Origin of the sequence: Achromobacter deleyi (assembly GCF_902859705.1) — a bacterium.
GTDB lineage: Bacteria > Pseudomonadota > Gammaproteobacteria > Burkholderiales > Burkholderiaceae_B > Achromobacter > Achromobacter deleyi.
In genome coordinates, this window is sequence record NZ_CADIJO010000002.1 from 474,289 (window position 1) to 500,555 (window position 26,267).

The 26,267-nt window shown below is 68.1% G+C and carries 26 protein-coding genes; 10 read left to right on the plus strand and 16 right to left on the minus strand.

Annotated elements, in window-relative coordinates:
• Positions 1 to 13 precede the first annotated feature (13 nt).
• The 3 genes from HV798_RS04630 to HV798_RS04640 all read left to right on the plus strand — a co-directional run bounded on the left by HV798_RS04630 (position 14) and on the right by HV798_RS04640 (position 2,296).
• A complete protein-coding gene (locus tag HV798_RS04630) occupies positions 14 to 901 on the plus strand; it encodes a LysR family transcriptional regulator (RefSeq protein WP_175191166.1) in 888 nt (295 codons plus the stop codon).
• A 201-nt stretch (positions 902 to 1,102) separates the two neighbouring features.
• Positions 1,103 to 1,258: a hypothetical protein gene (locus HV798_RS04635; RefSeq protein WP_175191165.1), complete on the plus strand. Its 156-nt coding sequence runs from the start codon at positions 1,103 to 1,105 to the stop codon at positions 1,256 to 1,258.
• 249 nt (positions 1,259 to 1,507) lie between these two features.
• A complete protein-coding gene (locus HV798_RS04640; protein ID WP_175191164.1) occupies positions 1,508 to 2,296 on the plus strand; it encodes an SDR family oxidoreductase in 789 nt (262 codons plus the stop codon).
• Between the two features lie 13 nt (positions 2,297 to 2,309).
• Here HV798_RS04640 and HV798_RS04645 read toward each other — a convergent pair whose 3' ends face one another.
• Both HV798_RS04645 and HV798_RS04650 read right to left on the minus strand, forming a co-directional pair.
• Complete coding sequence (locus HV798_RS04645; RefSeq protein WP_175191163.1) at positions 2,310 to 3,080, minus strand: sulfite exporter TauE/SafE family protein; 771 nt, start codon at positions 3,078 to 3,080, stop codon at positions 2,310 to 2,312.
• The gene (locus tag HV798_RS04650) at positions 3,077 to 3,493 is read right to left on the minus strand and encodes an SEL1-like repeat protein (RefSeq protein ID WP_425486116.1); all 417 of its coding nucleotides are present in this window, start codon (positions 3,491 to 3,493) and stop codon (positions 3,077 to 3,079) included. Before HV798_RS04650 ends, HV798_RS04645 begins: the two co-directional genes overlap by 4 nt.
• Before the next feature lie 123 nt (positions 3,494 to 3,616).
• Here HV798_RS04650 and HV798_RS04655 point away from each other — a divergent pair, with 123 nt between their 5' ends.
• The gene (locus HV798_RS04655) at positions 3,617 to 4,507 is read left to right on the plus strand and encodes a LysR family transcriptional regulator (protein WP_175191162.1); all 891 of its coding nucleotides are present in this window, start codon (positions 3,617 to 3,619) and stop codon (positions 4,505 to 4,507) included.
• Between the two features lie 45 nt (positions 4,508 to 4,552).
• Here the strand turns inward: HV798_RS04655 and HV798_RS04660 are convergent, their stop codons facing one another.
• Positions 4,553 to 5,905 (minus strand): MATE family efflux transporter, encoded by a 1,353-nt coding sequence (locus tag HV798_RS04660; protein WP_175191478.1) that lies wholly within the window; start codon positions 5,903 to 5,905, stop codon positions 4,553 to 4,555.
• Positions 5,906 to 6,187: 282 nt separating this feature from the next.
• Between HV798_RS04660 and HV798_RS04665 the strand changes: the two genes are divergently transcribed.
• The gene (locus tag HV798_RS04665) at positions 6,188 to 6,664 is read left to right on the plus strand and encodes a MarR family winged helix-turn-helix transcriptional regulator (protein ID WP_025139276.1); all 477 of its coding nucleotides are present in this window, start codon (positions 6,188 to 6,190) and stop codon (positions 6,662 to 6,664) included.
• 9 nt (positions 6,665 to 6,673) lie between these two features.
• On the opposite strand, the gene HV798_RS04670 is transcribed toward HV798_RS04665, so the two are convergent.
• Genes HV798_RS04670 through HV798_RS04680 form a run of 3 tightly spaced genes read right to left on the minus strand, consistent with a single transcriptional unit; the run spans position 6,674 to position 9,066 of the window.
• Positions 6,674 to 7,645, minus strand: a complete 972-nt coding sequence (locus tag HV798_RS04670) for a Bug family tripartite tricarboxylate transporter substrate binding protein (RefSeq protein ID WP_175191161.1) — start codon at positions 7,643 to 7,645, stop codon at positions 6,674 to 6,676.
• Between the two features lie 45 nt (positions 7,646 to 7,690).
• Entirely contained in the window at positions 7,691 to 8,476 is a 786-nt protein-coding gene (locus HV798_RS04675; protein ID WP_025139278.1) for an alpha/beta fold hydrolase, read from the minus strand.
• Positions 8,473 to 9,066, minus strand: a complete 594-nt coding sequence (locus HV798_RS04680; protein ID WP_025139279.1) for an amino acid synthesis family protein — start codon at positions 9,064 to 9,066, stop codon at positions 8,473 to 8,475. Before HV798_RS04680 ends, HV798_RS04675 begins: the two co-directional genes overlap by 4 nt.
• Before the next feature lie 120 nt (positions 9,067 to 9,186).
• Between HV798_RS04680 and HV798_RS04685 the strand changes: the two genes are divergently transcribed.
• The gene (locus tag HV798_RS04685) at positions 9,187 to 10,095 is read left to right on the plus strand and encodes a LysR family transcriptional regulator (protein ID WP_175191160.1); all 909 of its coding nucleotides are present in this window, start codon (positions 9,187 to 9,189) and stop codon (positions 10,093 to 10,095) included.
• A 2-nt stretch (positions 10,096 to 10,097) separates the two neighbouring features.
• Here the strand turns inward: HV798_RS04685 and HV798_RS04690 are convergent, their stop codons facing one another.
• The 3 genes from HV798_RS04690 to HV798_RS04700 form a co-directional block, all read right to left on the minus strand.
• Positions 10,098 to 10,988, minus strand: a complete 891-nt coding sequence (locus HV798_RS04690) for a DMT family transporter (protein ID WP_175191159.1) — start codon at positions 10,986 to 10,988, stop codon at positions 10,098 to 10,100.
• A gap of 148 nt (positions 10,989 to 11,136) precedes the next feature.
• Complete coding sequence (locus tag HV798_RS04695) at positions 11,137 to 11,931, minus strand: AraC family ligand binding domain-containing protein (RefSeq protein ID WP_175191158.1); 795 nt, start codon at positions 11,929 to 11,931, stop codon at positions 11,137 to 11,139.
• Positions 11,932 to 11,952: 21 nt separating this feature from the next.
• A complete protein-coding gene (locus HV798_RS04700; RefSeq protein WP_175191157.1) occupies positions 11,953 to 12,915 on the minus strand; it encodes a LysR substrate-binding domain-containing protein in 963 nt (320 codons plus the stop codon).
• Positions 12,916 to 13,021: 106 nt separating this feature from the next.
• On the opposite strand from HV798_RS04700, the gene HV798_RS04705 reads away from it, so the two are divergent.
• On the plus strand, positions 13,022 to 15,316 hold the full coding sequence (locus tag HV798_RS04705; protein WP_175216341.1) for an NADP-dependent malic enzyme: 2,295 nt from the start codon (positions 13,022 to 13,024) through the stop codon (positions 15,314 to 15,316).
• A 136-nt stretch (positions 15,317 to 15,452) separates the two neighbouring features.
• On the opposite strand, the gene HV798_RS04710 is transcribed toward HV798_RS04705, so the two are convergent.
• Positions 15,453 to 15,830, minus strand: coding sequence for a hypothetical protein (locus HV798_RS04710; protein ID WP_175191155.1), 378 nt, complete (start codon positions 15,828 to 15,830; stop codon positions 15,453 to 15,455).
• Between the two features lie 226 nt (positions 15,831 to 16,056).
• Positions 16,057 to 16,416 (minus strand): DUF4148 domain-containing protein, encoded by a 360-nt coding sequence (locus HV798_RS04715; RefSeq protein WP_025139286.1) that lies wholly within the window; start codon positions 16,414 to 16,416, stop codon positions 16,057 to 16,059.
• 217 nt (positions 16,417 to 16,633) lie between these two features.
• On the opposite strand from HV798_RS04715, the gene HV798_RS04720 reads away from it, so the two are divergent.
• On the plus strand, positions 16,634 to 17,452 hold the full coding sequence (locus tag HV798_RS04720) for a class I SAM-dependent methyltransferase (RefSeq protein ID WP_175191154.1): 819 nt from the start codon (positions 16,634 to 16,636) through the stop codon (positions 17,450 to 17,452).
• Positions 17,453 to 17,535: 83 nt separating this feature from the next.
• On the opposite strand, the gene HV798_RS04725 is transcribed toward HV798_RS04720, so the two are convergent.
• Positions 17,536 to 17,751: a SlyX family protein gene (locus tag HV798_RS04725; protein ID WP_006391018.1), complete on the minus strand. Its 216-nt coding sequence runs from the start codon at positions 17,749 to 17,751 to the stop codon at positions 17,536 to 17,538.
• A gap of 104 nt (positions 17,752 to 17,855) precedes the next feature.
• Between HV798_RS04725 and HV798_RS04730 the strand changes: the two genes are divergently transcribed.
• Positions 17,856 to 19,907, plus strand: a complete 2,052-nt coding sequence (locus HV798_RS04730) for a TonB-dependent receptor (RefSeq protein ID WP_175191477.1) — start codon at positions 17,856 to 17,858, stop codon at positions 19,905 to 19,907.
• Here the strand turns inward: HV798_RS04730 and HV798_RS04735 are convergent.
• Positions 19,901 to 20,521, minus strand: a complete 621-nt coding sequence (locus tag HV798_RS04735; RefSeq protein ID WP_343038534.1) for a nitrogen fixation protein NifQ — start codon at positions 20,519 to 20,521, stop codon at positions 19,901 to 19,903. The genes HV798_RS04730 and HV798_RS04735 overlap by 7 nt on opposite strands.
• Positions 20,522 to 20,719: 198 nt before the next feature.
• On the opposite strand from HV798_RS04735, the gene HV798_RS04740 reads away from it, so the two are divergent.
• On the plus strand, positions 20,720 to 23,251 hold the full coding sequence (locus HV798_RS04740; protein WP_175191152.1) for an ankyrin repeat domain-containing protein: 2,532 nt from the start codon (positions 20,720 to 20,722) through the stop codon (positions 23,249 to 23,251).
• Between the two features lie 69 nt (positions 23,252 to 23,320).
• On the opposite strand, the gene cyoD is transcribed toward HV798_RS04740, so the two are convergent.
• The 3 genes from cyoD to cyoB are packed head-to-tail and all read right to left on the minus strand — an operon-like array spanning position 23,321 to position 26,265.
• Positions 23,321 to 23,671 (minus strand): cytochrome o ubiquinol oxidase subunit IV, encoded by a 351-nt coding sequence (cyoD, locus tag HV798_RS04745; RefSeq protein WP_025139291.1) that lies wholly within the window; start codon positions 23,669 to 23,671, stop codon positions 23,321 to 23,323.
• A complete protein-coding gene (cyoC, locus tag HV798_RS04750) occupies positions 23,671 to 24,285 on the minus strand; it encodes a cytochrome o ubiquinol oxidase subunit III (protein WP_025139292.1) in 615 nt (204 codons plus the stop codon). The genes cyoD and cyoC overlap by 1 nt, the downstream gene beginning before the upstream one ends.
• Before the next feature lie 3 nt (positions 24,286 to 24,288).
• Positions 24,289 to 26,265, minus strand: a complete 1,977-nt coding sequence (cyoB, locus tag HV798_RS04755; protein ID WP_175191151.1) for a cytochrome o ubiquinol oxidase subunit I — start codon at positions 26,263 to 26,265, stop codon at positions 24,289 to 24,291.
• Between the last annotated feature and the right edge of the window lie 2 nt (positions 26,266 to 26,267).

A 26,267-nucleotide genomic window follows, 5' to 3' on the forward strand; every position in this document is an offset into this window, starting at 1 on the left:
CGGAACCCCCCTCATGGATACCTTGGCCGAACCGACCGGCGCCGTGCTCGACCTGACGCTGCTGCGCACTTTCCTGGAAGTCGTGGACAACGGCGGCTTTGCGCTGGCCGCCGACGTGCTGGCCCTGACGCCCTCGGCGGTCAGCGGCCATATCAAGCGCCTGGAAATGGTGGCCGGCTCCGTACTGCTCGAACGCACGACCCGCAGCTTCGAGCTCACCGCGGCCGGCGAAACGCTGTACGCCTATGCGCGCAACATCGTCGACCTGGAACGCGAGGCGCGCGCCCGCCTGAGCGGCGTGCGCCTGAAAGGGCGGCTGCGCATCGGCTCGTCGGAAGATTTTGCCGGCGCCTGGCTGGCCGAGGTGCTGCAGGCGTTTCACCGCGCCCACCCCGAGGCATCGATCGAACTGAAGGTCGGCGTCACGGCAGACCTGCTGCGCCAGCAGGCGCGCGGCAAGCTCGACGTGGTGTTCGGCAAGCAATGCGCCCGGATGCAGGACGATGGCGAACTGCTGTGGGAAGAAGAGCTGGTCTGGGCCTGGGCCGAAGACAAGCCCTGGAAGCCGGGGCCGCAGGTGCCGCTGGCGGTGTTTCCGGAACCTTGCGTGTATCGCGAGGCGGCCATCGGCGCGCTGGGCGCCGCGCGCCGCGCGTGGCTACTCGCCTTCGAAAGCGCCAGCATGGCGGGCTGCCTGGCGGCCGCGCAGGCCGGCTTTGCCGTGGCCCCGGTGGCGCGCAGCCAGTTGCGCCAGGGGTTGCGCGCCCTGGACCGCGAGGACGGCATGCCGGCGCTGCCCAATGCCCGCTTCTATGCTTTCCTGCGCTCGGCCGAACCGGCGGTGCAGGCGCTGGTCGCGGCGGTGCGCCAGACGGGGCAGCGGCGGCGCTTCACGCGCTGAGTCCGGCAGCCGATCCTTGCCTGCCGGGTTTGCCCCGCAGAATTCGACCCTGCGATTCCGCGGCCTTAAGTTGTCTCAATCGCCGCGATTGACACAAGCAAATGGACGCGCGGCGTGGCCATCAGCAAGATGGACCCCTATGTCTTATATAAGACCGACGCAGCCGCCGCCGGTCCGGGCATGTGAATCAAAGGAGTCATCATGGCAAATTTCCTGCTTGCATTGGTCACCGCTGAACTTTCCCTCTTTGGCGTCGACGCCGCGGCTGCGCCTGCGCCCGTTGCGGTTTCTGACGCACCGCCCGCCCAGTCCGCGCCGCGTTTCGACAGTGAACACTATCGCAGCGCGCTGGGCTGACCGGCACGACGGCTCGGCTGCGGCGGCGCCCAGCCGCTGCGCCGGGACGTGATGGCGCGGGACCGTTGTGATGGGCGTTTCGGCAAGCCTGTAGAAATAGGCAGGTTTCACGCAAGAACGAGCCTGTACGCTGCACCGCGCGATTCTTAATATCCCTCTCACGCTTGGGGTCGATGGGTTCCGCGTGAATCGATGGGCGCGAGCGGGTTGCCGGCGTGTTGCCGGCCGCCGCAAGTAGAGGGAGATCGCATGAGCACCGAAAAAATCTGGTTTGTGACAGGCGCGTCCAGCGGCCTGGGCCTGGCGTTGGTCAGGATGCTGCTCGACCAGGGCCACAAGGTGGCGGCCACGTCGCGGGACGTCGACGCCTTGCTCGACGCGGTGGACGCCAAGCTGGAAGGCCGCTTCCTGCCGCTGGCCGTGGACCTGGCTGACGAACGCAGCGTACGCCGTGCGGTCGACGCCGCCATTGCAGGTTTCGGCCGCATCGACGTGGTGGTCAACAACGCCGCCTACAGTCTGGCGGGGCCGCTGGAAACGTTGTCGGACGGCGAGCTGCGCGACAACTTCGATATCAACGTGTTCGGCGTGCTGAACGTGGTGCGCGCGGTGATGCCGCGTTTGCGGGCGCAGCGCGCGGGCCACGTGTTCAATGTGTCGTCGATCCTGGGGTTCGATGGCGGCTACGCGGGGTGGGGCGCTTATAGCGCCACCAAGTTCGCGGTCAGCGGCATGAGCGAGGCCCTGGCTGCCGAAGCCGCGCCGCATGGCGTGCGCGTGTCGGTGGTGTATCCCGGCACCAGCAGCCCCGCAGGCGACCCCGCCAAGGCGGCGCGCGTTTTGATCCAGGCGGCCGACGCGCAGTACGCGCCCCTGCATCTGTTCCTGGGCCGCGATGCCTTTGACCAGGCGCGCGCCAAGATCCAGTCGGTGCAGCAAGAACTGGCGCGCTGGCGCGAGATGTCGGTGTCGATCGGTTTCGTGGACGAACGACGGGCGGACGAGCGGCGCGTGGACGAACGTCGCCTGGCGGCCTGATGCGCGGCGGCGCCTACCCGGCCAGGCCCTGCGCCGCCTGGTAGGCGCCCAGAATCGCCAGGCTCACCATGAAGCACAGTTTGAAGGTGCGTGCCGACAGACGGTCGCGCAGCCATTGCCCCAAGGCCATGCCGGCCAGCGCGGGCAGCAGCATCAGCACCGACGCGCCGGCCGCGGCCGGCGAGTAGCTGCCCGTCAGCCACAGCCCCGCCGCCAGCGCCACGGTGGATACCGTGAAGGAAATGCCCATCGCCTGGATCAGGCCGTCCTTGCCCAGGTTCAGCGCCTGCAGGAACGGCACGGCGGGAATCACGAATACGCCGGTGGCCGCCGTGATGACGCCGGTGATGGCGCCCACTGCCACGCCCAGCGCGCCTTCGTGGCGCGCCGGCACCGCGGGCGGCGTGCCGAACAGCCCCCAGGCCGCGTAGGCCACCAGGGCAAGGCCCAGGCACACGCTGGCCCAGTGGCCCGAAGGCGCGCCCAGCCACAGCGCGCCGGCGATCGTGCCGACACAGACGCCCACCTGCATGCCGGCAATGCGGCGCAGCACCCGCATCAAGGTCGGCCAGGGCCGCGCCTGCCAAAGGTTGGTGATCAGCGATGGCACGATCAACAGCGCCGCCGCCTGCGCGGGCGCCATCACCAGCGCCAGCAGCGCCATCGAAATGGTGGGCAGGCCCAGCCCCACCACGCCTTTCACCACGCCTGCCAGGACAAACACGGCCACCGTCGCGGCCAGCAGCGCCGGCGTGCCGCCGGCCATCCAGTCGTTCGGACTCATGCGGCCTCGCAGTGGGCGGTCAAGGCGTCGCGCGGACGGCCGAACAGCGCGTAGGCCACGTCGTCGGCGTTGTCCTGCCCTTGCCGGGCGGCGCGCAGCAGCCATTGGCGGCCTTCGCACAGGTCGGTGGGCTGGGCGCCGCCGTACAGCGCGGGGCCGCCCAGCAGCGCAATGCCCAGCATGCGCTGGGCCGGCGCGTGGCCGTCGCGCGCGGCGGCGCGCAGCCAGGTCAGCATGGCGGGGTAGTCGCCCTGGGTCTGGGCCTCCAGCGCCAGCGCGTATTTCTGCACCGGGGTCGCATAGGCGGACAGCCCGGCCGGGGCTTCGGCCCGGCCTGAGGAATGCAGGGCCATAGCCGTCAGCAAGGCCAGGGGCCACAGGGCCCGCCGGTGTCGCAGGATCTGGGTTTTCATGGAAATCTCCCTTCGTCGATGATGAATGGGCAGATTCTGCGCCCGGTCCGGGGCAACGCCGTATCGGGATCTTGCGTACCTGGCCTATGGAACAGCCTGAGCCAGCCGTGCTACGCTTTTTCCATGCGCTTCGACCTGACCGACCTACGCCTGTTCCTGAACGTGCAAGAGACCGGCTCCATCACGGCCGGCGCGCGGCGTTCGCACATGACCCTGGCGTCCGCCAGCGAACGCATCCGCGGCATGGAAGACACGCTGGGCGTACCGCTGCTGCTGCGTGAACATCGCGGCGTGCAGGCCACGCCCGCCGGCCGCACGCTGGCCCACCACGCGCGGCTGGTGCTGGCGCAGATGGACCGCATGCGCGGCGAACTGGATCACTACGGCCAGGGGCTCAAGGGCCACGTGCGGGTGCTGTGCAACACCACGGCGCTCAGCGAATACCTGCCCCAGGTATTGGGTGAATTTCTCAAGGACCACCCGCGCGTGTCGGTCGACCTGGAAGAACGCCTCAGCTACGAAATCGCCGACGCCTTGCGCGCCGGCACCTGCGATATCGGCGTCCTGGCCGACTCTACCGACCTGCATGGCTTGCAGGTGCTGCGTTTTCGGCATGACCCGCTGGCGCTGGTGGTGCCGGCCGGGCATCCGCTGGCCGGGCGCCAGAGCGTGACCTTGGCCGAGGTGGCGGACGAGGAATTCGTGGGTCTGGTGCAGGGCAGCGCCTTGCAGGAACACATTGCGCACCATGCGCGGCGCAGCGGCAAGGTGCTGTCTTACCGGGTGCGCCTGCGCAGTTTCGGCGCGGTCTGCCGGATGGTGGGCCTGGGGGTGGGCGTAGCGATCATGCCGCGGGTGGCGGCGGTGCGGCATGGCCGCGCGGCCGGCGTGCGGCGCGTGGCGCTGGTGGATGACTGGGCCGTGCGGGACCTGGTGTTGTGCGTGCGCGGCGAATTGCCGGCCTATGCGCAACAGCTGGTGGCGTACGCGCTGCGCGACGCACCCAAGTCTTAGCGCCCAAGTCTTAGCGCCCAAGCCGTAGCGCCAGTCTCGCCTGGCTCAGCGCGCCGCCAGCCCCACTTTGCGCAGATGCCCGGGTTCGAACCACGACCCTGACGCGACCGCGCCCAGGATGATCAGGCCATACAGGCACATGGCCGCCGCCGCGATGGCGAAGAACACCGTCAGCGATCCGGTGAAGTGCAAGGCCGCGCCGCCCAGGCCCGCGCCGATCAGCAGCCGCAGGAATCCCGCCAGCAGCGGCCACTTCAAGCGCCCCGCGCCCTGCGAGGCGAAGTACATCGAAAAGCCCAGCGCGAAAAAGCCATACAGCGGCCCGACGATGCGCAGGTAGGCCGCACCCGCTTCCAGCATGTGGTCCTGAGCGCCGAACAGCCGCAGCCAGGCCTCGGGAAAAAATGCGGCCGCCAGGCCGATGGCCTCGGCCAGCACGAAGGCCATCGCGCCGCCCGTCAGCGCGATGCGCAGCGCGCGTTCGGGCTGGCCTGCGCCGATGTTGGACCCCACCATCGCGACCATCGGCGCGCCCAGGCCGAACGCCAGCGGAATCATCAGGTATTCCAGCCGCACCGCGATGCCGTAGCCGGCCACGGCCGCCGTGCCGGCGTAAGCCCCGATCAGCGCGGCGGTCAGCGCCACCAGGCCGTTGGTGAGCAACGGGTTCAGCGTGGCCAGCGCGCCCACGCTCAATATGCTGCGCAGCAAGGTCAGGTGCAGCCGGCTGCGCGTCAGGCGCGCGGCGTTGCGGCCGCTCAGGCAATAGCCGCCCAGCACCAGCGTGCCCACTGCGTAGTAGGTCACCAGCGCCCAGCCGCCGCCCGCCACGCCCAGCGCGGGAAATGGGCCCCAGCCGAAGATCAGGCAGGGCGACAGCGGCACCAGCAGCAGCGCGCCGCCGCAGATCACCGCGCCCGGCACCAGCATGTTGCCGGTGCCGCGGATGACGCTGGCAAAGGCGTTCATCAGCCACATCAGCACGATGCCGCCGAAGATCACGTTGGAATACGCCAGCGCCGCCTCCAGCGCGGCGCCTTCGGCGCCCAGCGCGCGATACAGCTGCGGGCCGAACGCCAGCAGCAGCACGCAGAACACTACGCCCAGCGCCGCATTCAGCACCACCGCGTGCAGTACCAACTGGTCGGCCTCTTGCTGGCGGCCCGCGCCCAGGGTGCGCGCCACCGCCGCGGAAATGCCGCCGCCCATCGCGCCCTGCGACATGTTCTGCATCAGCATCAGCACCGGCACCACCAGCGCCACCCCGGCCAGTACCGGCGTGCCCAGCCGCGCGAGGAACCAGGTTTCGATCAAGCCGGTGGCCGATTGGGCCAGCATCATCAGGATGTTGGGCCAGGCCAGCCGGGCCAGCGTGGGGGCGATGGGGGCATGCAGCATCGCCTGCAGGCGCGCATTGGCGGGGCGAGGCGTGGGCGCGGCGGGGATGGCGGACATGGGGACGGGACAGCCGTAAGGGGAGAGTCCGGAAAATTTACGTGCATATGCCAATATCTGTCAAGAATGGGCTAGACTCCAACCCGGCGCGGAAGTAGCGTAATGGACCGGACCCGCGTGGCGCGGTTGCCACCCGCCACTCGCTCAGGTCCCTGCGCATTGCCGCCGGGGTTCCCGCCGCTTCCAATGCCGTCATTCCCGCTCAACCAGCCGTCCGAATCCGCCATGTCCGACGCCGACCCTTCCGTTTCCGCCATTCCCCAGGACCCGCTGATCTGCAACGGCGCCGCCCTGCGCAAGGCCACCCGCCGCGTCTCGCAGTTATACGACACCGTGCTGGCTCCTTGCGGCCTGAAGGTCTCGCAGCATTCGATCCTGGTGCACATCGCGCGCGCCGGCACGCCGTCCATGACCGACCTGGCGCGCGCCATGGTGCTGGACCGCTCGGCGCTGGCGCACAACCTCAAGCCGCTTGAACGCGATGGCTATGTCAGCATGGCGCGCGACGAACGCGATGGCCGCAGCCGCCGGGTCGCGCTGACCGACGCGGGCCGCGCCAAGCTGTCTGAATCCAAGCGCTTGTGGAAAGACGCGCAGCAGCGCTTCGAAGCCGCTTACGGCGCCGAGCGCGCAGCGGCGCTCCGGCATTCGCTGGCCGATATCTTCTCGGACGAGTTTGCGCTGGCGTTCAGCCGCGGTTGAGGCCGGCCCCTACAGATCCACCCGCACCTTGCCCGCCTGCACCAGCGCGGCGACGTCGCGAATTTCGGTCAACAGAGCCTGTTGCAACTGCGCCGGCGTGCCGCCCGTCGGTTGAAAGCCCTGTTCGGCCAGCTTGGCGCCCACCGCTTCGGTGCGCAGCGCAGTATTGATGCCCTGGTTCAACGTGGCGATCAGCGCATCGGGCGTGCCCGCTGCGCAATACGTGCCGAACTGGATCTGCGCCTCGAAACCGGCATAGCCGCTTTCCGCAACCGTGGGAATGTCGGGATACTTCGCCAGGCGCTCGCGGCTGGTCACCGCCAGCACGCGCAGCCGTCCGCTTTTCAAGTAAGGCTCGACGGCGGCCACGGTGGCCACCACCATCTGGATCTGGCCGCCCAGCAGGTCGGTCATCATGGGGCCCGTGCCTCGGTAGGGCACGTGCAGCATGTCGATGCCGCAGGCTGCTTGCAGCAGCTCGGTGGCCAGGTGCTGGGGCGTGGCGTTGCCGGGCGAACCGAAGGTCAGGCTCTTGGGCTCGCGCCTGGCCTGGGCAACCAGCTCGGCCAGCGTCTTGGCGGGCAGGCCGCTATTGACCGCCACCATGTAGGGTGAGCGCGCGATCGGGCAGACGGGCGCCAACTGCTTGAGCACATCTTCGGGCGGGCGCGTGTAATAGCGCACGGATGGCACCAGGCCGGCGAACAGCAGCACGCTGCCGTCCTTCGCGCCGTTGGCGGTGTAGTCCGCGCCAAGCATGCCGCTGGCGCCCGGCTTGTTTTCCACGACCACCGAACGGTCCAGCGCGCCTTCCAGCGTGGCGGCGATGACGCGGCCCAGCACGTCGGTGCCGCCGCCCGGCGGAAACGGCACGATGACGCGCAGCGGCGCTTCCCGGGCGATGGCGTAGCGGTTCAGCGTCATGGCGCAGGACGCGGCTGCGCCCAGGGCCAGGTGCTTCAGAAGGGTTCTGCGATGCATGGTTTGTCTCCATCGACCCGATTCCGGGGATGCCGATCGCCTCTGTCAGGCGGGCGATTCAGCGTTGTTCTGCAATAAAAAGGCGTGCAGGGCCGAGGCCACCACGGCGGGCGCTTCCACCGGAAGCATATGCCGCTGGCCGTCGACGACGCGCGCCCGGGCATCGGGCAGCGCCCGCGCCAGGCTGCGCGTCATGCGCGGGGTGGACCCCACATCTTCTTCGCCGGTCATCACCAGCACGGGGCAGGCGATGTCGGGCGCCGCGTGCGCCAGGATCGGGTCACCGTGCGCGAACAGGCGATACGCCGCCAGGAAGTCGGCGCGGTCGTTGCGGATCAGGCGTTGCCCGATGGCGGCCACCCGGTCAGGGCGTGCCGCCTGATAGGCCGGCGTGAACCAGCGCTGCAACGACACCGCCGCGGCCGCCTGTGTATCCTGCGTGGCGGCGGCCGCCAGGCGCGCCATCACCGCCTGGCTTTCGTCCGGCGTGCGCTGGAACACCGTGCTGAGCAGCACCAGCCGCGTGACGCGATGGGGCCGCGCCGCGGCATAGGCGCCGGCGATCAGGCCGCCCATGGAATACCCCAGCACGCAGGCGCTGGCCCAGCCTGCCTGGTCCAGCTCGGCATCGAGCTGCGCGACGAAATCCTGGATGTCCGCGGGGCCGGCAATGCCGGGCGCCGCGCCATGGCCCAGCAGGTCGTAGCGCAGCACGTCGAACTCGGCTTGCAGCAACGGCGCCAGGTCATCCCAGAGCGTGTGATCCAGCCCGACCCCATGCAGCAGCACCAGCGGCGTGCCGTGGCCGGAACGGCGGCGGGGCGCGCTCATTGCGATTGCGACGCCTGCGCCAGTTCCTGCAGATCGGAATAGCGGTTGCCGATGCGATGGTGCGGCCTGCCCGACGTGGCCGCACCCAGGGCGATGACGATCTCATCCGGCGCGGGCGCGTCGCCGATGGTGGTCTGCACGGTCAGGTAGTGCGACCGCAGGCCTTCATCCTGCTTGTGCATCAAGGGCACCGAAATCACGCAGCCGGGGCCGCCGCGCGTGTTGGTGAAGCTGAGGTAGCTGGTGCCGCCCACGGCGTCGCGGTAGGCATTGCCAAAACGCAGCGTGTGGATCAGCGCGGAGGCGTGTTCGATCTCGCCCGACGTGCCGACCACCGCGGCCTTGCCGTAGGCCTCGATCTGGTCCGCCGAGCCCGCCTGGCGCAGGATTTCCTGCACCAGCAGTTCACCCAGCGGCGGCGCGTGTTCAAGGATCTGCGGGCGCAGGTCTTCCTGGAAGGGCAGGCCCGCCCAGGGATTGCGGATGACGGCAGCGGCCACGATCATGATCAGCGGGCGTTCGGCGGCTTTGCCGCCTTCGATGCAGGTCTTCTCGACATAACTGACGATCTTGCGTACTTGCAAAGCCATTGCATTGCTCCAATGCGTGAGGGATAGCGATGCGCCATTGTTCAAGCCCGCGATGAATTTTGACAATCCAAATTAACTCAAGTTAATTTCGGAAAACCTGAATTCAATGCACCGCCCCTCATGACCGCGCCCCTGAAAATCCAGCACCTGCGCCAGTTCCTTCTGGCAGCCGACCACGGCAGTTTCCGGCTGGCCGCCGAAGGCACGCATCGTTCGCAGGCGGCGGTGTCGGCGGCCATGCAGGATCTCGAACAGCAACTGGGCGCGCCGTTGTTCGAAGCCGGCAAGCGGGCGCAATTGACGCCCTTGGGCCAGGCCGTGGCGCCGTTGCTGCGCGAGTTGCTGGCCACCCACGACCGGGTGCTGGATGCGGCACGGCAGTTGGGCATGGGCCACACCGGCCCCGTGTCGCTGGCCGTCATGCCATCGCTGGCGGACGAATGGCTGCCGCGCCTGCTGGAACGCTATGCGCGTAGCCACCCCGACATCCGCATCCGGGCGGTGGACGAGTCGTCGCAGGATGTGCACCGGCTGGTCTTGAACGGCGAAGTGCAGGTCGGCGTGGCCGGCCAGGTGCCGCGCACGGCCGAGGTCGCGTTTACGCCGGTGGCGCGTGACGCGTTCGGGCTGGTCTGCCGCAAGGGGCATCCCCTGGCGCGGCGGCGCGGGGCGGTGCCCTGGTCGTCGCTGGCGTCCGAACGCCTGATTGGCAATGCCACGTTCGATACGCTCAGGAACCGGCAACTGGGCAGCGGCATCGATGACCCGGCCATGGTGGTGTCGAACCGCGCGTCGTTGCTGGCCAGCGTGGTCAGCGGCTTGGGCGTGACCGTGCTGCCGGTGTTGGCGCGGCCCGCCGCCGACAGCGGGCTGGCCTTCGTGCCGCTGTGCGAGCCGACGGTGGAACGCATTGTCGGCGTGCTGACCCGCAAGGAAGAAACCCTGCTGCCGTCCGTTGCCGCCATGCACGCGCTGGCGCTGCGCTCGCTGACCCAGTTCACGCGCCGCAAGGGGGCGGACCTGGTCTGACCTTATGGCATGTCCGCGGCGGGCTTGCGCGCCCAACCCAGGATGAAGACGGCGCCCAGCACGCAGGCCATGCCCCAGAGCTGGCCGGCCGACAGGCGTTCGCCCAGCAGTGCCGCGGCCAGCAGCACGGCCGACACCGGCGCGACCGCGGTGAACAGCGCGGCGTCCGACCCCGCCACCCGCGCGGCCCCGGCGTACCACAGCAGAAATCCGCCCACCGTCGGCACCAGCGCGTAATAGGCGACGGCCAGCAGCGCGTCGGTGGAAACGTCAAGGGTCCAGGGCATTTCCGCCAGGCTGGCCGGCACGCACACGAGCAGGCCGATGGCGCACATGATGGCCGACAGCGCCAGCGGCGGCACCGGTGCATGCAGGCGCTTGTGCAGCAGGATGAACAGGCCCTCGCACAGCACCGCGCCCAGCACCAGCGCATTGCCGGCCACGGAGCCCGCGCCTTCCGCCGCGCCGCTGCGCGTCATCAGCCACACGCCCGCGGCCGCGGCGCCGATCGCCAGCAACGTGGCCCGGCCCGGCCGTTCTCCCAGCGCCACGATGGCGACGCCGGCCGACACCAGGGGCAGGGTGCCCAGGATCACCCCGGCGTCCACGGCGGACGTGCGCTGCAGGCCGGCGATCAGCAAGGTGGTGTAGCCCACGCTCCCGGCGATGGCCTGTGCCGTCAGCAACAGCCAGTCTCGCCATTGCAGCTCAGGCAGCCGCGTGCCGGTCAGGCGCCACAGCAACGCAAAGCAGGGCAGCGCCAGGGCGAAGCGCAGGGCGGTGGCGGTAAAGGGCGGCAAGCCGGCGGCGATGACCTTGCTGGCCACCACCGTGCTGCCCACCAGCGCCATGGCCGCGGCCAGGCAGGCGTAGCCTTGCAGTGTTCTGTTCATGGATAGCGATTGCGTTCAAGAGGAACCGCAGCGTAGGCGGCGCCGCAGGCCGCGGTCTTGAACGAAATTGCAGGGGCCGCTCTGGTCGGCGCGACGGTCTCGCCGTGCGTGGCCGGGCGTCCCCCGGACCGATGCCGCCGTCAGTGATTCAGCCCGCGACCGCCTGTGCGTAGCGCCCTGGTGACACGCCATAGGCGCGCGAGAACAGCCGGGTCATATGGCTCTGGTCGGCAAAACCGGCCGCGGCGGCCGCATCGGCCAGCGCCGTGCCCTGGCGCAACAGGCTGCGCGCCAGGAGCAGGCGCCGCTGCAATTGATACGCGTGCGGCGTCATGCCGGTGGCGCGGCTGAATGCGCGCAGCACCTGGAAGCGGCTCAGGCCGCTGGCGCCCGCCAGATCCGCCAGCGACAGCGCCGCGGCCGGCGCGTCGTCGATCAGGCTCACCGCATGGCGGATGGCGGCGGGCATGCCGCTGTGGATGGCCGAGAGGGCGCGCACCCCGGTGCGCGCCAGAATCCGCAGGAGCAGGGCGTCGCAGGCCAGCGGCGAGGCGTGCGAGGTCAGTTGTGCATAAAGCGCCAGCACGTCCGCGGCCAGCGCCGGGGCGTCCATGACGGGGTGTTCGAATTCAAAGCCGCCGCTGCGCGGCAGGCCATCCGCCGCGTCCGCCACCACCGCCGGGTCCAGGTACAGCATCTGCCAGGCCCGTTCGCCGCCGATCGGCGCGCCATCGTGCACTTCGCCCGGATTGACCGTGATGACCTGGCCCGGACCGGCCTCGACCTGGCCGCGGCCGCTGTGCGAGACCTGCGCGCCCAGCCGCATGACGCCGATGCCGAACTGGTCATGCGTGTGCCGCGCGAAGGTGCGTCCGCTGCGCGCGGCCACGGCCTGCACGCCGGCAAGGGCGCTGCGTTGCATGACGAACTGGGCAAGGGCCATGAAGGGGGCTCGGGTGAGGGATCAGGCGCGCCCGCCGCGGCTGAAGACTTCGCGCAGCGCGGCGGCGAACAACGCATCCACGTTGCGGCGCAGCCCGTCGGCGCGGGTGAACAGCGAAATCGGCGGCAGGGTCCAGTCGAAAGAATACGGCACGATGGCCGCGCCGGCGATGCGCACCAGCTCATCGGCGATGTCGGCCGGCAGGATGGACACGGCACGGTCGCTGGCCACGATCATCTCGCCGATCAGCTTGGACGAATCGCTTTGCACCGACGGCGTGGGCGGGGCCAGGCCGGCGCGCAGGAAAATGTCGGCCACCTGTTCGCGGATCGGGCTGTCGGGCGTGCCCAGAATCCAGTCCAGGTCGGCCAGCATGTTCCATTCCAGCCGGGTACGGCCCAGCCGCGCGGCCAGGCGACGGCTGGCGATCAGGCGCGGCGGCTGGTGGTACAGCACTTCGAAATCGATCTGGCTCAGGTCCACCGACGGCGTGGCCCAGCCGACCACGACGTCCAGCGTGTGGTCGCGCAGCTGGCGCAGCAGCGCCGGCCCCTGGCCTTCATGGATGGTGGCGGTGATGCCGCGCCCCTGCGGCACGGTGCGGGCAATGGCGGCCGACAGCATCTGCCCCGACACGAACGGAATCACGCCGATGTGCAGGTGGGCGGCATGGCCGGCGGCCACGGCTTCCATTTCCTGCACCAGGTGGCCCAGGTCGTGCACCAGGGCGCGGGCGCGCGCCAGCACCACCGCGCCCAGCGGCGTGGGGGTCATGCCGCGCACCGAGCGTTCGAACAGCGGCACGTCGAACATGCTTTCCAGTTCGGCCAGGGCATTGGTCACGGCCGGCTGGCTGGTGGCCATGTGCTCGGCCACCCGGGTCAGGGACCCATGCTGCTCGATTTGCAGCAGCAGCATCAGGTGCCGCATCTTCAGCCGCGAGGTCAGTTTGCGGATAACCTCGTCCGGGGAAAACGGCGTCATAGACAAGCCATAATTAAAAGGTGATGTGACAATATTAAATCTGAATGATCGCCTTATGTCTTCGGCCCTAGAATTTTCCCTATTCAAGACTAGGAGGCGCCGCCCCATGAATTCGCAATCCGACCGCCAGGCCGCTCTGGACTATCACGAGTTTCCCACCCCGGGAAAGATCTCCGTCGTGGCGTCCAAGCCGCTGACCAACCAGCGTGACCTGGCCCTGGCGTATTCGCCCGGGGTGGCGGCGGCCTGCGAGGAAATCGTGGCGGATCCGGCCAATGTGTTCCGTTACACCGGCCGCGGCAACCTGGTGGGCGTGATCACCAACGGCACCGCGGTGCTGGGCCTGGGCAACATCGGCGCGCTGGCTTCCAAGCCGGTCATGGAAGGCAAGGCGGTGCTGTTCAAGAAGTTCGCCGGCCTGGACGTGTTCGACATCGAGATCAACGAAACCGACCCGGACAAGCTGGTCGAGATCATTGCCGGCCTGGAAGCCACCTTCGGCGGCATCAACCTCGAAGACATCAAGGCGCCGGAATGCTTCACGGTCGAGCGCAAGCTGCGCGAACGCATGAAGATTCCCGTCTTCCACGACGACCAGCACGGCACCGCCATCACGGTCTCGGCCGCCTTCATCAACGGCCTGAAGGTCGTGGGCAAGAAGATCGACCAGGTCAAGGTCGTGACGTCCGGCGCGGGCGCTGCCGCCCTGGCGTGCCTGGACCTGATGGTGGACCTGGGCCTGCCGCTGGAAAACATCTGGGTGACCGACATCGAAGGCGTGGTCTATGAAGGCCGCACGACGCTGATGGACCCGGACAAGGCGCGCTTTGCGCAAAAGACCGACGCCCGCAAGCTGGCCGAAGTGATCGACGGCGCAGACGTATTCCTGGGCCTGTCGGCCGGCGGCGTGCTCAAGCCGGAAATGGTCGCGGCCATGGGCCCGCGTCCGCTGATCCTGGCGCTGGCCAACCCTACCCCGGAAATCCTGCCGGAAGTGGCGCACGGCGTGCGTGACGACGTGGTGATGGCGACGGGCCGTTCGGACTACCCGAACCAGGTCAACAACGTGCTGTGCTTTCCGTACATCTTCCGCGGCGCGCTGGACGTGGGCGCCACCACCATCACCCGCGAAATGGAAATGGCGGCGGTTCACGCCATTGCCCAGCTGGCCGAAGAAGAGCAGAACGAAGTCGTGGCCGCCGCCTACGGCACCTATGACATCTCGTTCGGCCCCGAATACCTGATTCCCAAGCCGTTCGATCCGCGCCTGATCGTGCGCATCGCCCCGGCAGTGGCCAAGGCCGCCATGGACGGCGGCGTGGCCACGCGTCCGTTGGCCGACCTGGAAGCCTACGAAGAGCAGCTGCAGCAGTTCGTGTACCACTCGGGCGCGTTCATGAAGCCGCTGTTCTCGGCGGCCAAGCGCATCGTGCGCGGCGGCGGTAAATCGCGCATCGTCTTCACCGAAGGCGAAGACGAACGCGTGCTGCGCGCCGTGCAGGTCATCGTCGACGAAGGCCTGGCCCGTCCGATCCTGGTGGGCCGCCCCGCCGTGCTGCTGTCGCGCATCGAGAAGTTCGGCCTGCGCCTGCGCCTGGGCGAAGACGTCGAAGTCACCAACCCCGAATACGACGAACGCTTCCACCAGTACTGGACGACGTACTGGGAACTGATGTGCCGCCGCGGCATCACCAAGGAAATGGCGCGCGTGGAAATGCGCCGCCGCCTGACGCTGATCGGCGCGATGATGGTGCACCTGGGCGATGCCGACGGCATGGTCTGCGGCACGGTCGGCGCGTATCACGACCACCTGCGTTTCGTGGACGAAGTGATCGGCCGCCGCCCCGGCGCCAACGTCTATGCCGCCATGAACATCCTGCTGCTCAACGAGCGCACGGTGGTGCTGGTGGACACGCATGTGAACGACGACCCCACGGCCGAGCAGATCGCCGAGTTCACCATCGCCGCCGCCCGCGAAATGAGCCGCATGTTCCTGGCGCCCAAGGTCGCGCTGCTGTCGCGGTCGAACTTTGGCTCGGGCAGCTCGGCGTCGGGCGCCAAGATGCGCCGCGCGCTGGAACTGGTGCGCGAAGCCGCGCCGGAAATCGAAATCGACGGCGAAATGCACGGCGATTGCGCGCTGGACGAAGCGCTGCGCCTGCGCATCCTGCCGTCGTCCACGCTCAAGGGTGAAGCCAACCTGTTGGTGTGCCCGAACGTGGACGCGGGCAACATCGCCTACAACCTGCTCAAGACGGCGGCCGGCGGCAACGTGGCAGTCGGCCCGATCCTGCTGGGCGCCAACGCCCCGGTGCACATCCTGACTTCCAGCTCGACCGTGCGCCGCATCATCAACATGACGGCCATGACGGTGCTGGACGCCAACCGCGTCGAAGGCTGATCCGGCGCGCCTTGCCCTGCGGGGCAAGGCGCTGGCCGGCGCAAACGCCCGTCAGCCACCGCACGAATGAAAACGCCCGCCTCATCCCAGGATGAGGCGGGCGTTGCTTTTGGGCGGCCGGCCGGGCCGCGCCGCATCAGTTCGAGCTGGCCTTCCAGGTGCCGTCCGGCTGCTTGCAGAACCAGAACTTCCAGGTCTCGGTCGTCTTGGCGCGGGCGAAATCGCCTTCCAGCAGGCGGCAGGTGCGATCGCCCGAGAGCGTGCTGGTCTGCAGCGGGGTGATCTTGGCGGTGATGGGGGCCTGCTTGCCCTTGGGCGTGCTGGACCATTGGGTGGTCTGGCCGTCGGGCGCGTTGTTCAGCGTGTCGGCCACGGCCTTGTGGAACACGGGCTGGTCGGCCTTGGGGATTTCGGTGATCAGGGCATGATTCAACATGACGGCGGGGGCTGCCAGGGCAGCGCTGGACGCGCCGCAGGCGAGCAGGCCGATAGCGATCAGATGGGTGGTTTTCAAAGCGGACTCCCTCGTTGTTATAGGCAGGAGGCTGCGTGCGCAGCCCATCGGCGTTCACCTGCGATGGTAAGCCAAGCCGCCGGCTCTTGTCTTGATCCGTGCGCGCCTGTGCTGATGTGACGCAGAGCAGGCAAAAAAAGCCGCCTGGAGAGGCGGCCAAGGTACAACAAGGGGAGGGGTAAATCGGTCAAGGCGGGCGGCCGCGCATCGGCGGCCGCGGCGCGGCTTAGTTGCCGCGGTGGTACGCGCCCGAGAACGGCAGGTCGTTGGGTTCGACGTTGGACACCTGGCCAGCGGCGCGGGCGGCGGCCAGTTCGGCTTGCACTTGCTCGCGGGTCACGCCAGACTGGGGGGCGCCATACACACCTTGGAACGGCATGTCGTTGGGTTCGACGTTCGACACCTGGCCGGCGGCCTTGGCGGCAGCCAGTTCGGCTTGCACCTGGGCGCGGGTCGGGCCTTCGTACGGGGTGCCATAGACGCCCTGGAAGGGCACGTTGTTCGGTTCGATGTTCTGCGACGCGTAGGCGCCGGCGCTCAGGGCGGCCAAGGACATCAATAGGGCGGTGGCAAGGGTCTTTTTCATGGTGAATCTCCGATTTCAAAAGCCGGGGAGCGAATCAGGCGGCCTATCCGTCGTGCTTCGTTGTTGTTTCCCGATGACTGAATGGTGCGCCGATTCGTTCTAGGGATAAACCCGTATATCGGTAAAAGATTTTTCCATTAATGGAAAGTTGTGGATGATTTTTGTAATTAGTCGCCATTAATGGCATCGATAGCTCCCTTACCCTCACAGGATGCGCATGGAAAAGCTGGATCTCTCGGGGGTAAAAGCGACGCTGCTGATCACGCTGTACGCCAAGGCCCGGGAAAGCCGCCTGCCGGATTCCCTGTTGCGCGACCACCATGCGGCCGACGCGGTCGCGCGCATCGACCACGACTTTTCCACGCTGCATCTGCGCGACGATGAAATGATCGGCCTGGCCATGCGGGCCCACGCGCTGGATGGCTGGACCCGCGAATTCATCGACGCGCACCGCGAAGCTACCGTGCTGCACCTGGGCTGCGGGCTGGATACCCGGCTGTTCCGGGTGGACCCGCCGCCCGAGGTGGCCTGGTTCGAAGTGGACTATCCCGAGGTCATCGCCCTGCGCCGCAAGCTGTATCCCGACCGCGCCAATTGCCGCCTGATCGCGTCGTCGGTGACCGACCTGGCCTGGCTGGCGCAGGTGCCCGCGGGCCGGCCGACGCTGGTGGTGGCCGAAGGCCTGTTCCTGTATCTGCCCGAAGCCTCGCTGCTGGCGCTGCTGCGCACCGTCACGACCCAGTTTCCGACGGGCGAGGTGATCTTCGATGCCTATAGCGACCTGGGCCTGGCGCTGGTGGCGCGCAACCGCATGATCCGCGCGACCGGGGCGACGACGCGCTGGAGCCTGAACCATTCGCAGGACCTGGAGGCGCAGGTGCCGGGTCTGAAGCTGCGCACCGAGCAGATGGTGCAGGAAGGGCGCAGCCCGGCGCAGGTGGCGCGTTATACGCTGCTGTCGCGGGTGCTGATCGGGTGGATGCGGCGGCTGGCGCCGCTGCGGCGCGTGGGCCGGTTGCTGCGATACCGCTTTTAGGAGGTGGCCCCGGAGGTGGCGGCCTGGGCGCGACGCCGTCGCGGTCAGCGGAACCCCTGGGCAACTTGTGGCGCCGGCCGCGGTCAGTAATGGGGCGGCAGTTCGTCGCGCAGGCTGCGAAACGGCGCCGCGCCTTCGGGCGCCTGCTGGCGCAGGTCGGCCACCTCGCGCTGCAGCCGGTCGATCTGCTGCTGTTGGCGCACGATGATCTGGTTGAGCTGTTCGAGCAGGTCGTCGGCGAAACTGGCCTTGACCTCCAGGTCGAGCAGCCGGCGTTCGATGTCTTGCGAATTTTCCATGCCAGTATTAGAACCCATTCCCCGCGCCCCAGGAGCCTCGAGTGACCGATCACCCCCGCCGCCGCGCCCCGCTGTCCCGCCCGATTCTGCGCAGCCTGCTCGGCATGGCGCCGGCCATGGCGGCGGTGGCGCAGTCGCAGGCGCCCGAGACGGCGCCGGTGGTGGTGACCGGCACGCGGCTGGGGGTGTCCGTGATGGAGACGCCCGCGTCGGTGGATGTGGTCGAGGGCAGCGCGATGCGCCGCGGCCAGCCTGGCATCAATCTGTCGGAAGGACTGGGCGGGGTGCCGGGCCTGCAGGTGCAGAATCGCCAGAACTACGCGCAGGACCTGCAGGTATCCAGCCGCGGTTTCGGGGCGCGGTCGACCTTCGGGGTGCGCGGGGTGCGGCTGTATGTGGACGGCATTCCGGCCACGATGCCGGACGGGCAGGGGCAGACCTCGAACATCGACATCGGCTCGCTGGATCGGGTGGAAGTGCTGCGCGGGCCGTTTTCGGCGCTGTACGGCAATTCGTCGGGCGGCGTGATCCTGGCCTATACCGAGGATGGCGCCGCGCCGCCGTCGGTGTCGGCCTCGGTATGGGGCGGCAGTTTCGGCACCTGGCGCTATGGCGCCAAGGCGTCGGGCGCAGAAGGCGCGGTGGACTATGTGCTGGACCTGTCGCGCATGACCACGGACGGCTTTCGCGACCGCAGCGCGGCGCGCAAGAACCTGGGCAACGCCAAGCTGGGCGTGCAGCTCGATGATGCCAGCCGCCTCACCATCGTGGCCAACAGCGTCGATCTCAAGGCGCAGGACCCGCTGGGATTGACCTATGCGCAGTTCCAGGACGATCCGCGCAGCGCCGACCTGGCCTCGCAGTACGACACCCGCAAGACCGTGCGCCAGACGCAGGGCGGCCTGGTCTACGAACGCCATGTCGACGGCGCCAATACGCTGCGCGTGATGCTGTATTACGGCCAGCGCGACACCACGCAGTTCCAGGCGATTCCGCCTGCGGCCCAGGCCGCGCCCACGCAGGCAGGTGGCGTCATCGACCTGACGCGGCGCTACGGCGGCGCAGACCTGCGCTGGACGTCCGAACTGGAAATGGCCGGGCGGCCGCTGACGCTGGTCGGCGGCTTTGCCTACGACACGATGCGCGAGACCCGCCGCGGCTACCAGAACTTCACCGGCACGGGCAGCAGCCAGCAGCTGGGCGTGCAGGGTGCGCAGCGGCGCGACGAGACCAACACCGTCTACAACGCCGATCCCTACGTGCAGGCCTCGTGGCGCGTGGCGCCGCAATGGACACTGGACGCGGGCCTGCGCTACAGCACGGTGGATTTCGATTCGCGCGATCACTACATCGTGCCCGGCAACGGCGACGACAGCGGCAGCGCACGCTACCGCCGCGCCTTGCCGGTGGCGGCCATCGGCTATGAACCTGCCGCGGGCACGCGCCTGTACGCGTCATACGGGCGCGGCTTCGAGACGCCGACGCTGAACGAAATCTCGTACCGGCCCGGCGGCCTGCCAGGCTTGAACTTCGGCCTGGCGCCGGCGTTGAGCACCCACGTGGAAGCCGGCGTGAAGACCCGCGTGGGCGACGGCCTGCTCACGGCCGCGGTGTTCCAGGTATCGACGGACGACGAGATCGTCTCGGCCGGCAGCAGCGGCGGACGCACCACCTTCCGCAACGCGGGCCGCACCCGCCGCGACGGCCTGGAGCTGGGCTGGTCGACGCGCTTTGCCGGCCAATGGCGCGCGCAGCTGGCCTACACGTGGCTGGATGCGCGGTATCGCGACGACGCGGGCGGCGGCATTCGCGCCGGCAACCGCATCCCGGGCATCGCGCGGCAATCGGCCTTTGCCTCGCTGGGCTGGGCGCCGCCGCAGGGTTGGCAGGCCGCCATCGAAGGGCGTTATCTCAGCCAGCTGTACGCGGACGACGCCAACGACGCGGCGACGCCCGGGTACGCCGTGGCCGCGCTCTCGGCCGGGTACATCAAGCAGATCGGCGCCTGGGAATTGAACGCCTATGCGCGGGTCGACAACCTGTTCGACCGCCACTACGCAGGCTCGGTCATCGTCAACGAGAGCAACGGCCGCTATTACGAACCGGCGCCGGGACGCAGCGTGGGGATGGGGCTGGGCGTGACGTATCGCTATTGAGGGGGGCGGTCCCCGCCTTCGTCATAGCAGAAATCATGGTCTTCACAGGCCGCGCAGCCTGGCGCCGCAGCGGCCGGCAGGCCGGCGTGTTCACAGGCGGCGTAGGCCAGGAATTTCTTCCAGCGCAGGTTGCGGGTGTTGCGCACCACCAGGCCGGGGTAGTGGCGGGTCAGCAGCGCCGTGACGTCTTCGCGGCCGGTCAGGCCCAGGTCGCGCCACAGGTGGTCGGGGCGCAGGCAGGCGTGCGCGAGCACGCTGGTGACCCAGGCGGTCGTGGTGCACGGCGGCGCGCCATAGGCGTTCAGCAGCACGCGCAGCAGCAGGGTGAAGCCCGGCAGGGGGTCGGCCAGGCCTTGTGCGCGGTACGCGGCCAGCCGGGCCGGCAGGTCGAACAGCGCCGGGTCGTGGCTGTCGCGCGCGCCGGGGAACATCTGCGCCAGCACGTCGTCCAGTTCATCGGGTGCCAGGCCGCTGCGGGCCAGGTCGCCGTGCGCCAGGCTCTTGCCGATCACGGTCGCGAAAAAGGCGGCGTCGGGATCGTCGGGGGCTGCCAGGCGCAACAGGCGACAGGCTGGCGCGGCGGAGTCTTGGACGGGAGCGGAGGCGGTCAACACGGCTGGCATGGCAAAGGGGAACTCGATGAATTACTTCAAGTGTTAATCAAAGCGATATAAGCTCAAATATATAACGAACGCGCCGCGCATTCGCCTTGTTTGCCGTCAAGCGCCGTCTGGGTCTGCGGTGGTCGCACAGGGCGGGGCGGGGCCGGGGCGGTATCATCGGCCCGCCTTCCACTTCCAGGCCCTTTCCGGATGCTCCCAGCCTTGCCGCCCGTGTTTCCCCGCCGTCTTGGCGCCGCTTTACTGACGTTGGCCGGCCTGTTTGCCGTTGCCGCGCCGCCGCCGGCTGCGGCCTACGACATCGGCGCCGTGATCGACGCGGTGCGCCTGTCGCGCTATCCGCTGCGCGAACCCGAACGCCGCGCCTGGGGCACCGAGAATGCCAAGGACGCGCTGCTGGTCGGGCAGATGGAAAACCGGCTGTACCTGTACCGCTACGTCCGGGGCGCGCAAGCCGGCGCGGCGGCGGAACTGGCCTTTCGGTCGCGGCCGCTGGTGATCGATCCGGCCGGCTGGAATGTCTCGCGGCAAGAGACCGTCAGCGTGGCGGCGCCGCGCGAGGGGCAGTCGTTCTACTGGGTGGCCTATACCTACAACGACGCCGACGGCAGCCAGGCCAATGGCTTTCTGGTGGATGCGACCGGCGCGGCGGTGACGGTGCATGCGGATGCCGCCCGCGTGGTGGCGACGGCCGACCGCCCCTGGGACGACGCGCGGCGCGCGGCGGCGCTGGCCACGCTCAAGCCCGCGCTGGTGGCGTATCCCAGCCCGCTCAAGGCATTTCCTGCGGACGTTCGTTTCGAATACCAGGCGCCGGTCGATGGGGCTGCCACCTTCCGCAAGCTGCACCAGGTGGCGTTCGCCATTCCCCGCAGCAAGGCCGCCGAGTTCAACCGGGCGCTGGCGGACCTGCGCCGCTTCGTGCTGGAAACGGACTATCGCGAGATCGATCCGGCTGGCCAGGACCCCGAGGCCCTGGCCGCCTTGAACGACTACGGTTTCTGGCTGGCCGAGGCCGGCAACCCGGCCGAGGCCGACGCGGTGCTGGGCGAGGTGCTGCGGCGCGACCCGGCGCGCACGCCCGCCTACCTGAACCGCGCCGATGCGCGCCTGAAACTGCGCGACCAGCGGCGCGATCAGCGCAGCTATTTCGAAACCTTGGCGCAGGAAGACTACCGCCTGTATTGCACGCGCCGCCTGGCCGCGGGCGAGCCGATTCCGGCCAAGGTGGCCGAGCGTATCGGCGCGGCGCTGGGCGCCAAGGCATTGGATGCGGTGGCATGCCGGCCCCGGCTGGCGATTTTCCAGGCGATCCGGGCGGGCGACCTGGACGCCGTGCGCGCGGAACTGGCGCGCGGGCAGGACCCCGACGGCGTCAACGAAAACGGCGTGTCGGCGCTGAATGCGGCCACGTCCGCCAAGCAGATCGAGATGGTGCGCGCGCTGCTGGCGGCGGGCGCACGGGTCGACGCACCCACGCGCGGCGCGCCGCTCGTGTCCAGCGCCTTGCCGGATGGCCGCGATACCCGCCCGCTGGCCGAACGTTATGCGCTGGCCGACGTGCTGGTGGCGGCGGGCGCGTCGCTCGAAGCCCCCGATTCCAACGGCACGCCGCTGCTGCTGCGCCGGGTGGCGTATTCGGCCGAGGACAAGGACACGCTGGACTACCTGCTGGCCAAGGGCGCCAACCCCAACGGCCGCGACAAGAGCGGACGCACGGTGCTGCACGCGGCCATGGGCAGCCCGGCCCGGTTCTGGTTCGCCGAGAAGCTCCTGGCCAAGGGCGCCGACATCAACGCGGCCTATATCCGCATGTACTACGGCAGCCAGGCCATGTGGGAAACCCCGTTGCTGGAGGCGCTGCGCGAAGCGCCCGTCGAAGACCTGAAGCCGCAGTCCGCCTACGTTCCGTCCGAGCGCGTGGCGTTTGCGCTGGCGCATGGCGCGGACCCGGCGGTGGGCGGCTACGGGCCCAAGGATGGCCAGGTGCGCGCCGGCCTGGACGAGGCGTTCAGCCTGGCGGCGCGGCTGTTGTCGCCTGAACTGGTCGACCAGTTGGCACAGGCCGCCGCCGGCAAGCCGCATGCGCCCATGACGACGGCGCCGATATCCAGCCTGTTGCGCCAATGGAACGAGGTGGAACTGCGGGCCGACGCGAAACAGAACAGCGCCGAATGGGACGGCCAGCGCGCCCGGCTGCGCGCCACCGCCGACCGCCTGCTGGCGGCAGGCGTGCCGTTGGCGTATGTGGGCAGCGCGACAGGCACCGTGAACAACCAGATCGCGCCGCTGTCGCTGCCGTGGCTGCCGGATGACCTGTATCAGGCCTGGCTGGCGGCCGGGGCTGATCCGTCGGACCGCAGCGACGGGTCCCTGCGCCTGCGCGGCGTTTCCGACCCCGGCGCGCTGCCGCTGGTGATCATGCTGCAGCAGGGCAACGAGGCCAAGGTACGCATGCTGCTCGAGCACGCTGCCGCCTTGTACGCCACGCCGGCGCGTTGCGGCATGGCGGTGGCGGATATGCTGGCCTGGCAGGGCAGCGATGGCGGCCCCTTGTCGCCGTCGGCGGCGCGGGCGATGAAACAGGTGCTGGACGGCGCCGCCAACGCGCCTGCCTGCGATCTGGACCAGGGTGCGCGGGTGCAGCCGTATGTCGGCATGACCGCGCGGCAACTGGCGGACAGGCTGGGCATCACGCTCGTGGTGAAGGCGCCGGGCCAATAAGCCAGGCGCATCCCGCAAAAAAAAACAGGCGCCGCAAGGCGCCTGTTTGTCGTCAGCGAGTGACGGGTCTTACATGGCGTGGCCCATGTTGACGTTCATGTTGTATAGGACCCAGGCCGAACCGCCGACGATGATGGCGATGATCAGCACGGTGAAGACAAACGTGGCCAGGTTGTCGCGGGCCGATTTCGAAGCGCCCATGTGCAGGAAGTACACCAGCTGAACCAGCAGCTGGAGCACGCACAGCGCCACCACGCCGATGATCGTGATGGTGTGGGACAGCGCGCCGCTCATCACCAGGCCGAACGAGCCGAAGGTGAGCAGAAGCGAGAGCACGAAACCGATGATGTAGGACTTCAGGCTGCCGTGGTCGGCGGCGTGATCGTCGTGGCCGTGTGCGGCCGCAGCGGAGTGCGACATCAGAGGGCTCCCAGAAGATAGACGAAGGTGAAGACGCAGATCCAGACGATGTCCAGGAAGTGCCAGAACAGGCTCAGGCACGCCAGACGACGCTTGTTGATCGAGTCCAGGCCATGGCGGCGGATCATGTCGATGAGGATGACGATCCAGATCAGGCCGAACGTGACGTGCAGGCCGTGCGTACCGATCAGGGTGAAGAACGCCGACAGGTAGGCGCTGCGGCCGGGGCCCGCGCCTTCGGTGATCAGGTGATGGAACTCATAGACTTCCATCGCGATGAAGCCCGCGCCGAACAGGAACGTGACCATCAACCAGCCGATTGCGCGGCTCTTGTTGTTGGCGTGCACGTTCAGGTTGGCCATGCCGAAGGTGAAGCTGGAAAAGAGCAGCAACAGGGTTTCGACCAGCACGAACTTCAGGTCGAACAGTTCCTTGCCCGTCGGGCCGCCCGCGGTGGCGTTGGACAACACCGCGAACGTGGCGAACAGCACCGAAAAGATCAGCAAGTCGCTCATGAGGTAGACCCAGAAACCGAAAACGGTCTTGGATCCATCGTCATGGTGCGCGTGATCGTCGTGACCCGCGTGGGGGTGAGTGGCTACGGCTTGAATCATGGCTCAGGCGGCCTTCTGCATTTTTTCAAAGTGGGCGTTCTCGATCCGCTCGACTTCAGCGGCCGGGACCCAGTAATCGACGTCGCGGTCGTAGGCGCGGACGATGAACGAACCGATCATGCCGACGAAACCAACGATGGCGAGCCACCAGATGTGCCAGATCAAGGCAAAGCACATGACCAGGCCGAAGGCGCCGATGTACACGCCGGCACCGGTGTTCTTGGGCATGTGGATGTCTTCGTACTTGGCCGGGCGCTTGTAGGCCTTGCCGTTCTGCTTGTCTTCCCAGAACTGGTCCAGTTCATCGACGTGAGGAACATGGGCGAAGTTGTAGAAGGGAGCAGGCGAAGAGATCGACCATTCCAGCGTGCGGCCATCCCAGGGATCGCCGGTGACGTCCTGGTTCTGCTTGCGCTGACGAACCGAGACGAACACTTGCTGCAGCAGGAACCAGATGCCCAGCATGATCAGCGCGGCGCCAGCCAGCGCGACCAGCAGGTAGGGCTGCCATTCGGGGTTGTCGTAGTGGTTCAGGCGACGCGTCATGCCCTTGAAGCCCAGGATGTACAGGGGCATGAAGGCCATGAAGAAACCGACGAACCAGCAGTAGAACGAGTAACGGCCCAGGCGCTCGTTCAGCGTGAAGCCGAACGCCTTCGGGAACCAGTAGGTCATGCCGGCGATGCAACCGAACACCACGCCACCGATGATGGTGTTGTGGAAGTGGGCGATCAGGAACAGGCTGTTGTGCAGCACGAACGACACGCCGGGGATGGCCAGCATCACGCCGGTCATGCCGCCGATGACGAACACGATCATGAAGCCCAGCGTCCACAGCACCGGCGTGGTGATGCGCAGGCGGCCGCGGTAGATGGTGAACAGCCAGTTGAAGATCTTGGCCCCGGTCGGGATCGAGATGATCATTGTGGCAATGCCGAAGAACGCGTTGACGTTGGCCCCCGCACCCATGGTGAAGAAGTGGTGCAGCCAGACCAGGAACGACAGCACGCCGATGGCGGCCGTGGCGTAGACCATGGACTTGTAGCCGAACAGGGTCTTGCGGGCGAACGTGGCAACCACTTCGGAATACACGCCGAAGGCGGGCAGCACCAGGATGTAGACCTCGGGGTGGCCCCAGATCCAGATCAGGTTCACGTACATCATGACGTTGCCGCCCATGTCGTTCGTGAAGAAGTGCGTACCCAGGTAGCGGTCGGCGGTCAGGAGCGCCAGGGTGGCGGCCAGCACGGGGAAGGCGGCCACGATCAGCACGTTGGTGACCAGCGAGGTCCAGGTGAAGATCGGCATCTTCATCAGGCTCATGCCCGGTGCGCGCATGCGCAGGATGGTCACGATGAAGTTGATGCCGCTAAGCGTTGTGCCCAGCCCTGATATCTGCAGCGCCCAGATGTAGTAGTCCACCCCGACGCTTGGGCTGTAGTCCAGCCCTGACAGCGGCGGATAGGCGAGCCAGCCGGTCGCGGCGAATTCGCCCACGAACAGCGAGATCATCATCAGCGCGACGCCGGCGCCGAACAGCCAGAAGCTCAGCGAGTTCAGGAACGGGTAGGCCACGTCGCGGGCGCCGATCTGCAGCGGCACCACGATGTTCATCAGCCCGGTGATGAAGGGCATCGCCATGAAGAAAATCATGATGACGCCGTGGGCGGTGAAGATCTGGTCGTAGTGGTGCGGCGGCAGGAAGCCGGCGGAGTCGGCCGAGGCGACGGCCAACTGGGTACGCATCATGATGGCGTCGGCAAAGCCGCGCAGCAGCATGATCAGGGCGACGATGATGTACATCACGCCGATGCGCTTGTGGTCGACGGAGGTCAGCCATTCCGTCCAGAGGTACTTCCACTTGCCGAAGTAGGTGATGGCGCCGAAGACCGCTAGGCCTCCCAGGCACACGGCGGCCAGCGTAACCATGACGATAGGTTCATGGTACGGAATGGCCTCGAGGGTGAGTTTCCCGAGCATTG

Excerpts from the sequence above, each read along its gene's own strand:
- HV798_RS04630 (WP_175191166.1), top strand. The coding sequence starts at position 14 with ATGGATACCTTGGCCGAACCGACCGGCGCCGTGCTCGACCTGACGCTG.
- HV798_RS04635 (WP_175191165.1), top strand. The coding sequence starts at position 1,103 with ATGGCAAATTTCCTGCTTGCATTGGTCACCGCTGAACTTTCCCTCTTT.
- HV798_RS04640 (WP_175191164.1), top strand. The coding sequence starts at position 1,508 with ATGAGCACCGAAAAAATCTGGTTTGTGACAGGCGCGTCCAGCGGCCTG.
- HV798_RS04645 (WP_175191163.1), bottom strand. The coding sequence starts at position 3,080 with ATGAGTCCGAACGACTGGATGGCCGGCGGCACGCCGGCGCTGCTGGCC.
- HV798_RS04650 (WP_425486116.1), bottom strand. The coding sequence starts at position 3,493 with ATGAAAACCCAGATCCTGCGACACCGGCGGGCCCTGTGGCCCCTGGCC.
- HV798_RS04655 (WP_175191162.1), top strand. The coding sequence starts at position 3,617 with ATGCGCTTCGACCTGACCGACCTACGCCTGTTCCTGAACGTGCAAGAG.
- HV798_RS04660 (WP_175191478.1), bottom strand. The coding sequence starts at position 5,905 with ATGCTGCATGCCCCCATCGCCCCCACGCTGGCCCGGCTGGCCTGGCCC.
- HV798_RS04665 (WP_025139276.1), top strand. The coding sequence starts at position 6,188 with ATGTCCGACGCCGACCCTTCCGTTTCCGCCATTCCCCAGGACCCGCTG.
- HV798_RS04670 (WP_175191161.1), bottom strand. The coding sequence starts at position 7,645 with ATGCATCGCAGAACCCTTCTGAAGCACCTGGCCCTGGGCGCAGCCGCG.
- HV798_RS04675 (WP_025139278.1), bottom strand. The coding sequence starts at position 8,476 with ATGAGCGCGCCCCGCCGCCGTTCCGGCCACGGCACGCCGCTGGTGCTG.
- HV798_RS04680 (WP_025139279.1), bottom strand. The coding sequence starts at position 9,066 with ATGGCTTTGCAAGTACGCAAGATCGTCAGTTATGTCGAGAAGACCTGC.
- HV798_RS04685 (WP_175191160.1), top strand. The coding sequence starts at position 9,187 with ATGACCGCGCCCCTGAAAATCCAGCACCTGCGCCAGTTCCTTCTGGCA.
- HV798_RS04690 (WP_175191159.1), bottom strand. The coding sequence starts at position 10,988 with ATGAACAGAACACTGCAAGGCTACGCCTGCCTGGCCGCGGCCATGGCG.
- HV798_RS04695 (WP_175191158.1), bottom strand. The coding sequence starts at position 11,931 with ATGGCCCTTGCCCAGTTCGTCATGCAACGCAGCGCCCTTGCCGGCGTG.
- HV798_RS04700 (WP_175191157.1), bottom strand. The coding sequence starts at position 12,915 with ATGACGCCGTTTTCCCCGGACGAGGTTATCCGCAAACTGACCTCGCGG.
- HV798_RS04705 (WP_175216341.1), top strand. The coding sequence starts at position 13,022 with ATGAATTCGCAATCCGACCGCCAGGCCGCTCTGGACTATCACGAGTTT.
- HV798_RS04715 (WP_025139286.1), bottom strand. The coding sequence starts at position 16,416 with ATGAAAAAGACCCTTGCCACCGCCCTATTGATGTCCTTGGCCGCCCTG.
- HV798_RS04720 (WP_175191154.1), top strand. The coding sequence starts at position 16,634 with ATGGAAAAGCTGGATCTCTCGGGGGTAAAAGCGACGCTGCTGATCACG.
- HV798_RS04725 (WP_006391018.1), bottom strand. The coding sequence starts at position 17,751 with ATGGAAAATTCGCAAGACATCGAACGCCGGCTGCTCGACCTGGAGGTC.
- HV798_RS04730 (WP_175191477.1), top strand. The coding sequence starts at position 17,856 with ATGGCGCCGGCCATGGCGGCGGTGGCGCAGTCGCAGGCGCCCGAGACG.
- HV798_RS04740 (WP_175191152.1), top strand. The coding sequence starts at position 20,720 with ATGCTCCCAGCCTTGCCGCCCGTGTTTCCCCGCCGTCTTGGCGCCGCT.
- cyoD (WP_025139291.1), bottom strand. The coding sequence starts at position 23,671 with ATGTCGCACTCCGCTGCGGCCGCACACGGCCACGACGATCACGCCGCC.
- cyoC (WP_025139292.1), bottom strand. The coding sequence starts at position 24,285 with ATGATTCAAGCCGTAGCCACTCACCCCCACGCGGGTCACGACGATCAC.
- cyoB (WP_175191151.1), bottom strand. The coding sequence starts at position 26,265 with ATGCTCGGGAAACTCACCCTCGAGGCCATTCCGTACCATGAACCTATC.